The 14,030-nt window shown below is 36.0% G+C and carries 8 protein-coding genes and 1 pseudogene; 1 reads left to right on the forward strand and 8 read right to left on the reverse strand.

From position 1 onward, the window contains the following. Nucleotides 1-266 (forward strand): transposase (locus A3I7_RS0102605; protein ID WP_018375225.1); only part of this gene is annotated, 266 nt, incomplete at its 5' end. Between the two features lie 2 nt (nucleotides 267-268). On the opposite strand, the pseudogene A3I7_RS12340 reads toward A3I7_RS0102605, so the two are convergent. The 8 genes and pseudogenes from A3I7_RS12340 to A3I7_RS0102645 form a co-directional block, all read right to left on the reverse strand. Then, nucleotides 269-865, reverse strand: a pseudogene (locus A3I7_RS12340) (Fic family protein); the annotation flags it as partial. 156 nt (nucleotides 866-1,021) lie between these two features. Next, entirely contained in the window at nucleotides 1,022-2,536 is a 1,515-nt protein-coding gene (locus A3I7_RS0102615; protein ID WP_018375227.1) for a hypothetical protein, read from the reverse strand. Beyond that, nucleotides 2,536-5,187, reverse strand: a complete 2,652-nt coding sequence (locus A3I7_RS0102620; protein WP_018375228.1) for a valine--tRNA ligase — start codon at nucleotides 5,185-5,187, stop codon at nucleotides 2,536-2,538. Before A3I7_RS0102620 ends, A3I7_RS0102615 begins: the two co-directional genes overlap by 1 nt. Before the next feature lie 12 nt (nucleotides 5,188-5,199). Continuing rightward, nucleotides 5,200-8,220 (reverse strand): DEAD/DEAH box helicase, encoded by a 3,021-nt coding sequence (locus A3I7_RS0102625; protein ID WP_026217097.1) that lies wholly within the window; start codon nucleotides 8,218-8,220, stop codon nucleotides 5,200-5,202. 188 nt (nucleotides 8,221-8,408) lie between these two features. Beyond that, nucleotides 8,409-9,401 (reverse strand): hypothetical protein, encoded by a 993-nt coding sequence (locus A3I7_RS0102630; RefSeq protein WP_018375230.1) that lies wholly within the window; start codon nucleotides 9,399-9,401, stop codon nucleotides 8,409-8,411. Nucleotides 9,402-9,419: 18 nt separating this feature from the next. Continuing rightward, nucleotides 9,420-11,036, reverse strand: a complete 1,617-nt coding sequence (locus A3I7_RS0102635) for a restriction endonuclease subunit S (protein ID WP_018375231.1) — start codon at nucleotides 11,034-11,036, stop codon at nucleotides 9,420-9,422. Beyond that, a complete protein-coding gene (locus A3I7_RS0102640) occupies nucleotides 11,029-12,039 on the reverse strand; it encodes a virulence RhuM family protein (protein WP_018375232.1) in 1,011 nt (336 codons plus the stop codon). Before A3I7_RS0102640 ends, A3I7_RS0102635 begins: the two co-directional genes overlap by 8 nt. Beyond that, nucleotides 12,032-14,014 carry an HsdM family class I SAM-dependent methyltransferase gene (locus tag A3I7_RS0102645; RefSeq protein WP_018375233.1) on the reverse strand — a complete coding sequence of 661 codons (1,983 nt, stop codon included), beginning with the start codon at nucleotides 14,012-14,014 and terminating at the stop codon, nucleotides 12,032-12,034. Before A3I7_RS0102645 ends, A3I7_RS0102640 begins: the two co-directional genes overlap by 8 nt. Nucleotides 14,015-14,030: the final 16 nt, after the last annotated feature.

Here is a 14,030-nt window from a genome sequence, read left to right on the forward strand (position 1 = left end):
TCGAAGCTTGGTTTAAAACATTCTTACTACCCACTTTAGATAGACCATCTGTTATCATTATGGACAATGCAAGGTTTCATAGGATGAGTAAGCTAAAAGAGTTATGCAAGGAGCAGGGGCATAGACTTTTACCACTTCCTCCTTACTCACCTGAGTATAATCCCATTGAGAAAACATGGGCTCAAATCAAAAAACACCTCAGAAAAGTATTGCCAAATTGCGATACTTTTCTTGAGGCACTTTTGTCCTGCTCTTGTTTCAATTAACTATATTTGATAAGAAATACGGTAATTGTTCGAGTATTCCCTTCTCGGAAAGGATGAATTTGCCAGATACCTGAAATAAAGGATTGGATATGAGCAACGATGGCTTTTTTATCTAATCCAGCATAAGAAAAATCTCTTTCTTGCTGGAAATCATAATCCAAAGTGGCGGCGATCAATGGAAAATCTGAATAAATCACCGTATCACCTTTTAAAACTGGCTCATTTTTTGTAATGTTAACCGTTCGATACTCACCAACTGGAATACTGCTGTCAAAAATATCCTGAAAGAGTTCTTTGTGGATATGTAAGAGGGTAGTTGGTCGGAGGCTGAAACCATTTTGGGAGAGCATTTCAACAATTCGGAGAGAGACAATATCCGCCTCTTGCGTACTAGCGTCAGTTGACTGGTGGTATTTCGTAATTTCCTCGTACACCTGCTCATAGGTGTACTCTCCACGAGCTTGCCTATCAGCCAACTCTTCCATATAAACGGACGGAGTCAATCCATCCACTTTTTGAAGTCCAAAACCTGTTTCCCAGAGTTCTTGCTTGGCTTCGTAGGAAAGATTGGGGTTATCAATGTTGTAAGTTGGTTGCATAAACTCCTCCTGTTTGAATTTCTAGCTTTATTATACCACAAAACCCAGCCTTTTTAGGCTGGGCATTTGTTTATATAGCATTTCATCAAGTACGGCTAAAATCAAGGTTTTATAAGACTGTAGTGGATAAAAACATTGTAGAGATTATGGAGCCTTTTAGGATGTAAAATAATCTCTTTCTCGAAAGATTCTTTGCCTCACAAAACTCTTCAAAATATTTTGAGAAATTTCAATTATCTCACTCCTTTTATTATATTTATCTTCAAAGATATAAAATAATCCTTCGTCCCTTAAATCAATATGATAGCGTCCATGTGCCATAGCATTTCTAACTCTTTCAATGATATAATTAGAACGCAAATCCTTATTTGTTTGTAGTGAAAGCGTATCTTTATTATTTTTATAATATTCATATAAACTTAATGGATTTTTTAGAAAAATTCCGCGTATGTCAATATCAGCCGGATTAATATGAGGTAAATCATCGTCTTCCATCCTAGAGGTAATGTTAAACATCCGTAATATATCAAAGGAATATTTAAAACAAGGATGTCTATCTTCATCTTCTCTTAATTCTTCAATACTCTTTAGAATCTGCTCTAATCTGTTTACTCCCAATTTCTTATCTCTTAAATAATCAATTAGCCTATCATTTAACTGAATCATATGAACTAAAAAATTTGAAAACTCCGTATCAAAGTCAATTAAAAATTTTATTTGATTAACAAAATCTGATGGTCCACCACTAACATTTCCATTTTCCTCTAAATAAAATTTACAATATTTATCTAACTTATCTTGTCCAATCTTTGATTTTTCGTGATTAAGTTTATTATCCCTTATAAATTTGACTATTTTTCTTGGATCTCCTGTTTGTAAAATACTAGTAAATTGATTCATTGGATGTTCTCTATCAAATCCGGAATACTTTGATGTGTAATTTTCAGAAAGAGTAACCTCATGAAAGTACAACTTTTTAGAATCCCGATCAATTTCAAACCATGAATGCTTATAAGGTAAACCTGAATAACTATAATTTGAAAAAAATTGCTGAATAAAAAGATGTAAAATAGGTTCAAAAACAAATCCTATCTCTTTAGTAACTCCTTTATCATGATTGTATATTGAAAAATTGCTTAAAAATCCTGTTGAATCACTAGCATAAAATCCATATTGCATGTGGGCAAAAGCATTTCTTATTATTTTAAATTGATCCCAAACTCGTCTTAATTCTCCATCAAGAGAGTAAAAGAAGGAATCAAAATTACCGATACTTATTTTAAAAAGAGTATTCAAATATTTCTTATAATCCTCCAAAAAAGACCTTTCACGAATCAAAATTTTGGGATCGTTCAATCTGTCAAAAAATGGCTGAAATGCAAATTTATCTTGCAAATAGTCATTATAAACTTTCTCATTATTAAAAATTAAAAGTGTGGCATCTAAAAATATTCTAAATCTATTAAGATCGACAATATTTAATCCATCAAAATCTCCCTTTTTTAACTTATCTATTAAATTACTTATGGAAATTTGATCGATATAAATTTCTTGATAGAAATCAATCATTCGGAAATTATTATTCAAATAATCAACGATTGAATCCTTTGACTCTAATATATTCAATGGGCTATTAAACCAAGATTTATACTTTTGATAATCTTCACTCATTACCCCACCAACTTCTTCATCTCTTCAATCCGTCCTACTGTCGCATCATACTTAGCTTGGTAATCGGCTTGTTTTTCTTTTTCTTTTTCAACAACTTCTGGTTTGGCGTTGGCGATGAAGCGTTCGTTGCTGAGTTTTTTGCCGACCATGTCTAGTTCTTTTTGCCATTTGGCGAGTTCTTTGTCCAGACGAGCCAACTCTTCTTCGATGTTGAGGAGGTCGGCGAGTGGCAAGAAGATTTCAGCACCGGTGATAACAGCTGACATGGCTAGTTCTGGTGCAGCAATGCTTGAGCTGATTTCCAGATGCTCTGGATTTGTAAAGCGTCGGATGTAGTTTTCGTTAGCTTTGAAGAAGGTTTCAAGCTCGCTATCTGCCGTCTTAATCAAAATGGTAATCGGCTTAGAAGGGGCAACATTCACTTCTGCTCTGCTATTTCGCACCGAACGAATCAGATCCTTAAGGCTTTCCACTCCCTTGTGGGCTTCCACATTGTCAAAGGCTGGGTTGACAACAGGGTAGGCGGCCACCACGATAGAGCCCTCTGCATACTGGGCGAAGATCTCTTCCGTCACAAACGGCATGATTGGGTGGAGGAGGCGAAGGATTTGGTCCAGCGTGTAGAGAAGGACAGAGCGGGTCATAACTTTCTCAGCCTCGTTGTCGCTGTAAAGCACTTCCTTGGTCAGCTCGACATACCAGTTGGCAAACTCTTCCCAGATGAAGTTATAAAGGATGTGACCTGCCACACCAAACTCGAACTTGTCAAAGTTTTCAGTGACTTTAGCAATGGTTTCGTTGAGGTTGTGAAGAATCCAGCGGTCCGTCACGTTACCAGCCGTACCAGCAGCAACTTTTTCAACATTTGCACTTGCTTGGTCAAGTGTAAGGCCTTCATTGTTCATCAAAATGTAACGAGAAATGTTCCAGATTTTGTTAATGAAGTTCCAAGCAGCATCCATTTTTTCATAAGAGAAACGAACGTCTTGACCTGGTGCAGAACCGTTTGATAAGAACCAACGCAGGCTGTCTGTACCATATTTTTCGATAACATCCATTGGGTCAATGCCATTGCCGAGGGATTTGGACATTTTACGTCCTTGTTCGTCACGAATCAAACCGTGGATGAGGGCATTCTTAAATGGGCTCCTACCTGTAAATTCGATCCCTTGGAAAATCATACGGGATACCCAGAATGGGATAATATCATATCCAGTTACCAACGTAGAGGTTGGATAATAACGTTTGAAGTCTTCTGCTTCTGTGTCAGGCCAACCCATTGTTGAAAATGGCCAAAGGGCAGAGCTGAACCATGTATCAAGGACATCTTCATCCTGTTTCCAGCCATCGCCTTCTGGAGCTTCTTCACCGACGTACATGTCACCTTCAGCATTGTACCAAGCAGGAATTTGGTGACCCCACCAGAGTTGACGAGAGATAACCCAGTCATGAACATTTTCCATCCATTGGAGGAAAGTATCGTTGAAACGTGGTGGATAGAACTCTACCTTGTCATCAGTGCCTTGGTTGGCAATAGCATTTTTGGCTAACTCATCCATCTTAACGAACCACTGGGTGGACAGCCGAGGTTCAACCATAACACCTGTACGTTCTGAGTGACCGACTGAATGGGTCATTTTTTCAATATTGACAAGAGCACCGATTTCCTCTAATTTAGCAACCGTTGCCTTGCGGGCCTCAAAACGATCCATACCAGCAAATTCGCCAGCCAGTTCATTCATGGTGCCATCATCATTCATGACATTAACTTGAGGCAGATTGTGGCGTTGACCAACTAAGAAATCGTTAGGGTCATGGGCAGGTGTGATTTTAACAACCCCTGTTCCAAATTCTGGGTCAGCGTGTTCATCACCAACGATTGGGATTGGTTTGTTGACGATTGGCAGGATAACATTCTTACCAATCAAATCTTTGTAGCGATCATCATTTGGATTGACAGCGACAGCCGTATCCCCAAACATGGTCTCTGGACGCGTGGTCGCAACTTCGAGGGCACGCGAGCCATCTTCCAGCATGTAGTTCATGTGGTAGAAAGCACCTTCGACATCTTTGTGGATAACTTCGATATCAGAAAGGGCTGTACGAGCTTTTGGATCCCAGTTGATGATAAATTCTCCGCGGTAAATCCAGCCCTTTTTATAGAGTTCTACGAAAACCTTACGGACCGCTTTTGACAAGCCTTCATCAAGGGTAAAACGTTCCCGCGAATAATCAACAGAAATCCCCATCTTGCCCCATTGTTCCTTGATGGTCGTAGCATATTCATCTTTCCATTCCCAAACTTTATCAAGGAATTTTTCACGACCAAGGTCGTAACGTGAGATACCATCTTCAGCAAGACGTGCTTCAACTTTTGCCTGTGTTGCAATCCCTGCGTGGTCCATACCTGGAAGCCATAAAGTATCAAAACCTTGCATACGTTTTTGACGGATAATAATATCTTGCAAAGTAGTATCCCAAGCGTGACCAAGGTGAAGTTTACCAGTTACGTTTGGTGGTGGAATAACGATAGAATACGGATGAGCTTTCTTATCGCCAGAAGGCTTGAAAACATCCTCATCTAACCATTTTTGATAACGCCCAGCTTCAACCTCGGCTGGATTGTATTTTGGTGATAATTCTTTTGACATATTTTGTCCTTTCTAATTGTTAAAATCAGTAGTTTTATAATCGTCTAAAATAGCAATAACATCAGTGATAATTGGACTATTTAAATGTTTATAAAGAGCTTTATCTCCAATGATATAAAACTCTTCTTTAGCTCGAGTTGCTGCAACGTTTAAGATACTCGGTTCTGAAACAGCCCATCGCGCTGCACCCTTACTTCTACTATCTGCGCCAAGTACAAAATAGACTATCTTATTCTCCTTTCCTTGGAAAGTATGAACTGTACCTACATTGATAACCTTCTTATTTTCTCGTTGTGTAAAGTCAATTTTATCTAATTCTTTTATTAATCTAGACGCCACATTTTTAAAAGGAGTAATGACATAAATGTCATCAAATTCTTCTCTCCTCTTCTGCAATTCTTCTTTTAAGAACTCGGCTTGCTCGCTCACAAACTTATCCTTAGCTACTCCACTAATATCAAACCATTTCCCTTTCCCTTGTACTTCTTCTTTCTTCTTTCCTTGTACCATTAAATTATCATAAGATATTTTATTGGAAATACTAAACATCGGTTCGCTAGAACGACGGTGCACCCAGAGAGGGATACCTATCCATGTACCATCTTGTTTCTTAAAACCGTATTTACTTGCTGAATCCATCAGTGACTGCGTTGATGACGACAGATATCTTTCCTCTACTTTATAGCGTTGGGCTAGAAATCCTAAAATATTTTTATCTAGAGTCATTACTGGTTGTATTTGTGAAGGATCTCCTACAGCCATAACCCTTCTACTTCTAAAGATTGCTCCTATACTCGCTTGGGGCAGAGCTTGACCTGCTTCATCAATAAACAAGTTACCTATACTATTTTCTGGTAAATATTGAAACATTGTACTAAAACTAGCAAATGTTGTGCTAATAACAGGAATTGCAAAGTTAACCCAATTCCACGCAGCCTTAAACAACTCATTAGAATTGTTCCGGATCAAATAGGTTTTGGGAGCTTCCCAAATCCACAATGCCTTTTCAAAATGCTTTTTATTATCATATAAAAACTGCTTTCTGACTGCTAGCGCTTTTATAAAAAGCTGACTCTGATCTTTTCGATATTCCTCACCAAACCAAAAATTTGAAACTTGGAGTTCTTCATATGAAAGCGAAAAATCCAACTTAACATTTGAATACACTGAAAGTTCAGATTGAAGTTTTGAAATCTGAGTTTGATAACTCCTAAACTCATGTTCTTTGTCGGACTTCCATTTCTCATAATCCTCTTGTGCTTGATACAGATGATTCATCTGAAAACTATATTTCCTAATTTCACCTTCAAGCTTACTACAGTGTCTCTTTTCAAGATTTAACTTCTTAGAAATCTCTTTTAAATTTGAACTTGCTTCGTCTAATGTTTTAAAATAACTTTGTAGCTTTGACGGAGCAAAGAATCTTTTTAGCCAAAAGAACCTTGGAACATGTAATTTTATTATCTCAAAATCTTGTTGTGCTAACTGTTTTCTATCATCGGTAACAGAAACAAGATTCTGATAATCAAGCAATTCAGATTCTGTTCTCTTTTTGGTATCATCCAATTGAGTGAGTTCACTTTGAATTTTAGACATCTCCATACATTTTTGGATATTAGTATTTTCAAACTCTGCCTTCATTATTGAAAACACTTTTTCAAGCTTTGAGTGCAAATCAAACTTATCTGCAATTCTCTGCATTTTCTGTCGCTTCTCAATTAATTCTTGATACTGAGCTTGAAACTCTACATATACAGATGGATTGGGTTGAAACTTCTCTGAGCATAACTCATTTTTCACTGCCTGTAAAGTTTGTTGCAAGCGATACCTATTTTGACTGTTTCCCCCTTCAATTGAAAATAAGCCCCAGTATTTTTTACAAGTAATCTCAGATTTCTCCTCTGGATGTAATTCATTACTAATTTCAGTAAAATAGTCTATATTATTTAGCTCTGTCAACCAATCCAACTCCTGATAGATTGACTTACTTTGTGGCAACTCATTGACAATATTTTTTACAGCTCCATTATTCGAACTTGCCACTACAATTCCTTTATTTGCAATTTCAGTGGGCAAATCTGCCATAAGATAAGGATGATCGTGATACACTAGATTTCCTTTTAGCACCGGATTTGCCAAATCACATATTAGCTTGGCCTGCTCTGTTACTAAATCAGCAAAAATATCTCTCAAAAGAGTCGTTTTTCCAGTGCCGGGAGGGCCATTGACACTTCTTATATTCTCACCATCATTAGAAGCTATATTTACAGCTACTTGTTGCATCATAGAAAGTGCATACTTTGGATTACTTGGAAACCGCCCTAACGGATAGTTTTTAGGCTTTAGAATCGACTTCAAAATGCTTGGGTGAAAATTTGAGGACGAACTATTGCTGTCTAAATTAATTACTTCTGAAAGAAAACCTGATAAATATTGCTTCACATTTTTAGTTGCATGTGATTTCGCATATTCCAGATCACTGATAAAAAATGAATGTAAATTTGTATCATCATCTAAATCTTCAATAAATCGATACATACAATTCTTGGGTGAAATAGAATATTCTTCGAGAAGTTTCATAAAAACTTCGTTAAAATCGCTAGCAGAAAATGCCTGATTCATACGTTCTCTAAAATCATTTTCAATCTTAAAAAAATTATCAGGCAGACTCTGTCGCTGATGAATATATCCACTCATGGTCAAGAAAAGTTTATCGGCCAAAAAATTCAAATCCTTATCAAAGTATAAGGCAAAGGTAAATTTTTCAGAGGTCGTTAATTCTTCCTCAGTAGCTTTTAATCCATATTTTATCCTTAGTTTTTCAATAATTTCTTGAAAAGGAAAAATTCCGCAATAGATGGCAATCCCAGAGTTAGCCTTTTGTTTTTGTCGATTTAAGAACTCCCTTAATATTTTTTTATAATTATTTCCTTCAAAATTTGTATAGCCACCGTTTTTTCTATCAATGTTACCTTCAGATAATTGTTCTACTTTTATCCATGCATCTAGAATTTTATTGTTATTTATCATCATTTATCCTTTAAGCAAAAACTAGCATATATTCGTTTTATATCTATTGTTCGGCAAGAGCCCCTAGATTACACTACTAGCACCAATCCGTTAGATACCCTTTGCGAAGCCTAATAATCAAAGTGTAATCAACTCTCATAACAAAGACTTAGTTTCAACTAAAGTACATTTTAATGAAAGCTGTTTTAACATTAGATTTCTTCCTTATAATAATTTGCATCCCCAACATAACTCATGATACTTTCAAAACTATTTTTATCACTATTTATGGCGTAATCAATAATCTGATAACCGGGATTAAAATTTACATGTTCTGTAAAAAAAGTACATTCAAGAAATGGTGAGCATTTTACAAATTCCGAGAGATTTATAATCATAGCATTGAAGTGTTGTTGAAAGTAATCCTCATATGATGAATGGTCCCTATTGGGAATACTACCGTTTTTAAATTTTATATTATACTGTGGTTTAAAATAATTGATTAACTTAGCTTCAATAATATTTATTTGTGACCTTGAAGAAGGGAAGGTATTCATTTCTTTCTGTATTAGTTCTGAATAATAGGCCAACCTCTCCTTATCTTGACTAATCTTAACCACCTCTGAAAAAGAAAGGCTATCTTGAAAGAGATCGTCACCTAATGTAGTAACTATTTTTTTCTCTTTAACGCTAAATGTTAAAATTCTAATTTCATATTCTAAGATTCCTTGATCAACATCTGACATGATTTTTTGAAGAGTCTTGTGGCTTATTAATCTATCATTTGCTGTACGACTATGCTTTTTCCCTTGAGCTTGGCCAATATAGAGAACTTCAAAACCAGGACAAAATTTTTCATAATTTAACATGGTATCAATTGCTGAATATTGGAGCTTCCCATTCAACGTCAAAAACCTTTCATCTCTAGATACCTCTATTTTTTCTATCTTTACTGGTTCACCCTTGTTATCAACGATTGTTACCGGTATGCTAATTTTTACATTATCATCAGAAATCAATTTTAAATAAAGTTTTCCTTTTTTTGATAAAGATTTCCTAGGATAACCATTAAAAAACCATCTTGGAATACCCAAAACAAAATAAAGATTAGATTTAAAATTCGAATTGAAACTTTTATCAACTTCATTGGGCTTTAGCAGTTCAAAATAATTCACATTAATTTCAGAATATGAATTCAAAAACATGATTTTACTTTCTAACGATTAGTCGTTTAAATAATTCAAAATATTAAAAATTTGTTCTAACTCTTGTTTCTGCATATACGATTTCATATAGTCATAATCTGGCAGTCCAGCCTCAGTAACTGGTAACATAATCTTCTGGCGTTTCATCCGTTCACCATTAAATTTATAACCATAGGCATATTTGATTTTTTGAGATAAAATCATTTGCTTTAAGAAAAGATAGGTGTATTTACTGCCCTTTGCCTCATCTTTCCATTTTAAGCGTTTGACATCATCTGAAAAAATAGCTTGGTAAGGGTGATAGAAATTTTCGACAACACTGCCATTGTAATTAACCCCAAGTACATTTTCATCAAGACTTTTGTTGTTGTTAGATACAAAGGCAGTCACGCCATTGTCACTATCACTGGCACCAATAAAAGGGCGCTCCCCAACTTCTTGATTAGCCTTGGTCAGACGAACACCAGATTTAACGTCACAAATATCTTCAATCCAGAAATCTTTCCAAGAAATTTCACAAACTTTTTCTTCAAGCATTGTCTTCAGTTTGATATATATATATATATATATATATATATATATATATTCAAGCACTTCTTGGACTTTATCAAGTTCTAATTTTTTCACAAAGTCTGACATGTATTGAAAATCAGGATTGCCGTTTTTGTCAGCGGGTAGTGTTAGAGTCTCTCGTTTCAATCTTTCTTGATTTCGTTTATATCCAAAATTATATTTTCCCCTAACTTGATTAGCTACTGTGGTTATAAATTTAGCATTATATTCATTCAGATTTTCATTATATCCAACTGTTATATCCTGTGATGCAATGAAGTCTTCTTTTTTATAGACGCTATATCCCATTGAACCTTCTCCGTTCCGAATAAAAGCAATAGCATTTCCGGAGTATATCAGGCTTTCTTTTTGTTCAACAAAATCCAAAACGCCATTATTACGATTGGTTGCTCCTACATAACTGATTCCGTCGGATATCCCTTTTTCTAAATGATTAAGACCTTTACTACCTTTTGTAATTAAATCAAATACTTCTCCTAAGCAAAACGTTTTCCACTCAACCTTATCCAAGCCCACCACTTCGCCAGCTAAATCAACCAGTTTACGCTCATAATAGTCAATGACTTGCTGAGCTTGAACTTTTTGTTCCTGCTTAATGTAATCTTCCATAAATTGCCAGTTGGGCTGTCCTTCACAAATAATCGGGAGAAGTATTGTACCGTTTCTCAATCTATTACTATTAAATAAGTAACCATACGAAGCCTTAGACATTGATGTGTTTTGAATAGCTGTACAAATAAATTGACCGCTAAATTTATTCAAATTTTTATTTCTTAAGACATTTACTGAAGCTCCACTAAAACCACGACCTACAAAGTCATAGTCATGATAAAAACAAATACCTTTTATTGGATCAACAGTTATAACTCCAGAATCAGTAATAATATTTTCAGTAGCTTCTACAAAACTTACGACGGCATTATTCGTACCTGCAGTGGAAACATACGGTGTATTGCCAGATTGATAATTCTCAACTGGTTTTCCTTTGACATTAGAAACATCAAATAGCTTTCCGATTTTAACCTCTCCCCACTTCGCATCGCTCAGTTCTATTTTACTCATCTTTTTCACCTGCCATCAGTTTCTGGATTTGCTTATCAAAATCTGACATGATTTTCTGGGTGCGATTGAATTTTTCATACTCTTGATTAGCTTTTTCTTCCGCTTGCTTTTTGGAAATGGTGCCTTTGCCTTCTAGAATTTGGTATTCATTGAAAGATAGGAAGCGGTCAATACTTTCTGCCAAAGCCTGCATGGTGAAAGTATTTTGACGTTCAATCAAGCCTTCAATATAGTCAAAATAAGAGGTTACGGTACGTTCCAGTTGGCGAATTTCTGCTTCTTGCAGATAATTTTTAGCTACTGTCACATCTGATTTCAGCACGCGGCCATCTGGGGCATTCTTCCAAGTTGTCAGTCCCATCTGCTCCTTATCAGCGTCTGCTTTATGATAAATAATTTCCGCGGCGGTATTGCCCGTAATAGCAAAATGGAATTTATTTTGCACCATAGCATAGAAATTCTTGGTGATTTCTGAATTTCTGTCATAGTCAATCGCACATTCTGCAAAAATATCGGTCACCTGCTGATAAATACGGCGCTCACTGGCACGGATGGAGCGGATACGCTCTAAGAGTTCACGGAAGTAGTCCTGTCCAAAGACTGTCTGCCCTTGTTTAAGCCGATCATCATCAAGCACGAATCCTTTTATGATGAATTCTTTTAAGGTATTAGTCGCCCAAATCCGAAACTGTGTTGCCTTTGTTGAGTTGACACGATAGCCAACTGAGATAATAGCGTCAAGGTTGTAATATTCTAGTTCTCGCTGAACCGCTCTAGTACCCTCTTTTTGAACTGTTCGGAATTTCCGAACAGTTGCCATTTTTTCCAATTCACCATCATTATAAATGTTAGCTAAATGCTCACTCACCGTTGATCTGGTGACACCAAACAATTCAGCAATCCCTTTTTGCGTCAGCCAAAGATTCTCATCCTGTAAAAGAATATCCAGTTGTACCTCACCATTAGGCGTTGTGTAAAGGATAAAATTAGAAATTTCATTCATACTTATCACCTTCTTCCGCTACCATCTGAAGTTCATCAGTGTCACTCATTTCTTGATAATTCTCTTTGTCTTCTATCCCAAAAAGATATCCGCGTCCATGTGTAATCATATTTACTTCAAAGGTGAGGTAGTCTGCAATGGTTTTTTGGAAATCTTCTTCAGTTGGGATTTCATCATTGAAATAGTAGAAAGAATGGAGCCATTCATCATCAGCTTCAATTGTCGTATTAACACAGAATTTCGTTTCCGCATCTGTACGATTAAACCAAACATCCAGCAAATGCTGTTTTTTATCTTTAGCTGTAGCCGTTTCAACGAGACCAATATGCTTAGAAACCTCAAACCCATCATTTTCAAAATTGATAAACTTGCATTCCTTTTCTGGACGATGGGGAATACCAGCTGTAAATACTGCAATGCAAGGGTTTGTCCCCACTCCATAGAAAGTATTTTTATTAAGGGTAATAACACCTTCCAAAGTGTGATGTTTTAAGATGTTTTGTTTCGCTTCCTTTTCAAACTTTGTCTTTCCTGTAAAGGTTGACTGAGGTACAATAACAACAGCCTTAGCCCCTTCAACTAAGGAATTTAACAAGTGTTCTGTAAAGTTAATTTCATATAATTCAGTATTTGTTTTTGAACCCATTGAATAGGGCGGATTCATCATACCAACATTACATTGCTTTAATTGGAGTTTACTAGGATTTTGGCGCAGAAAGTCTTGATTTTCAAGATTACTCTTCCCATCACCTCGTAGGATCATATTGGTGGTTGCAATGGTAAACATATAAGATTGCTCTTCAATACCAAAAAGCTGGTGCTTACGAATCTGCTCACGTTGATAATCACTCTCTGCTTTTGTCAGCATATCATGCATAGCAGCAATCAAGAAACCAGCCGTTCCGCACGTTGGATCAAAAACCTTATCCGTTGGCTTCAAATCAACTAAATCACAAAACAGCTCAGTAATATGTTTTGGTGTCAAAACAATTCCTAAGTTCTGCCCATCTCCGCCAGAATAGGACATAAATTCACCATAAAAGCGACCAAGATAATCTTCCGCAGAGCTATTGTATCTTAGGCTTTGATAGATACTCTTATAAAGAAATTCTGTAAAATGCTTAATAGGTGTTTTCCCTAACGTATTATTCTTCTCATTAATTTTTACATCGTCTCTGATGATCGCAAACTGACTAAGTAGTTTATCTTTTTTCACCTCAGGTGAGACATTAGCACGCCGAAGATTAGCTTTAATGGCAGCATAAATTTTTGAACCATCCGTTTTTACAGCATCACCTGTTAAACTTTCCAGTGAAAAATTCCCGTGTTCTGTTTCTCTCAAAGCTAAGAGAATCCCTGAAACAATTAACGGTTTATTCTTCTCTTCAATGTTACCGTAATTTCTAAGGTCATTATGCAAAGTCGCTGCATCTTTTAAAATTTCAGCTGTTTCTTTTTCAAAATTAGTCTCTTCTTGAAGAATTTCTTTGACATAATATTCATCAATATTGTCTATTGCAAAGGAAATCAAGGTTTCAATATCCGCTAGTTCAAAATATTCTCCGCGCTCATTAACAAAAACAGGAGTAATACGGTGCTTTTTTTCATTGCCACTAATGCCTAATGCAATGATTTTTTTATAACTGACTTGACCTGCTAAGTGCCTAGCATAAAATACAGCACCATTTACTGCATAATCTGTATTTGATTTGACATCATCTGCAATTAAGTCATTATCGGTATAGTTTATGTGTTTTGATAATCCTGGCTTATCCTCAATAATGATTAAAAAATCTTTAACAACTCCTACGTATTCTGGAAAACCTGATTTACCAGTTCCTTTTTTAGAAGCCGTTTTTAGAGCTTCGTCTAATTCCTTGATATTACTTCCTTGAGCATCAAATTTATCTCGGATACCAGCTTCTTTTAAAAGTTCATGTACCCATAGATCAGTATTTACTTCTTTTTTTGCCATTATCCTATATTCCCTT

This window comes from Streptococcus orisratti DSM 15617 (genome assembly GCF_000380105.1).
In the GTDB taxonomy this organism is placed as follows: Bacteria; Bacillota; Bacilli; order Lactobacillales; family Streptococcaceae; genus Streptococcus; species Streptococcus orisratti.

Excerpts from the sequence above, each read along its gene's own strand:
- A3I7_RS0102615 (WP_018375227.1), bottom strand. The coding sequence starts at position 2,536 with ATGAGTGAAGATTATCAAAAGTATAAATCTTGGTTTAATAGCCCATTG.
- A3I7_RS0102620 (WP_018375228.1), bottom strand. The coding sequence starts at position 5,187 with ATGTCAAAAGAATTATCACCAAAATACAATCCAGCCGAGGTTGAAGCT.
- A3I7_RS0102625 (WP_026217097.1), bottom strand. The coding sequence starts at position 8,220 with ATGATGATAAATAACAATAAAATTCTAGATGCATGGATAAAAGTAGAA.
- A3I7_RS0102630 (WP_018375230.1), bottom strand. The coding sequence starts at position 9,401 with ATGTTTTTGAATTCATATTCTGAAATTAATGTGAATTATTTTGAACTG.
- A3I7_RS0102635 (WP_018375231.1), bottom strand. The coding sequence starts at position 11,036 with ATGAGTAAAATAGAACTGAGCGATGCGAAGTGGGGAGAGGTTAAAATC.
- A3I7_RS0102640 (WP_018375232.1), bottom strand. The coding sequence starts at position 12,039 with ATGAATGAAATTTCTAATTTTATCCTTTACACAACGCCTAATGGTGAG.
- A3I7_RS0102645 (WP_018375233.1), bottom strand. The coding sequence starts at position 14,014 with ATGGCAAAAAAAGAAGTAAATACTGATCTATGGGTACATGAACTTTTA.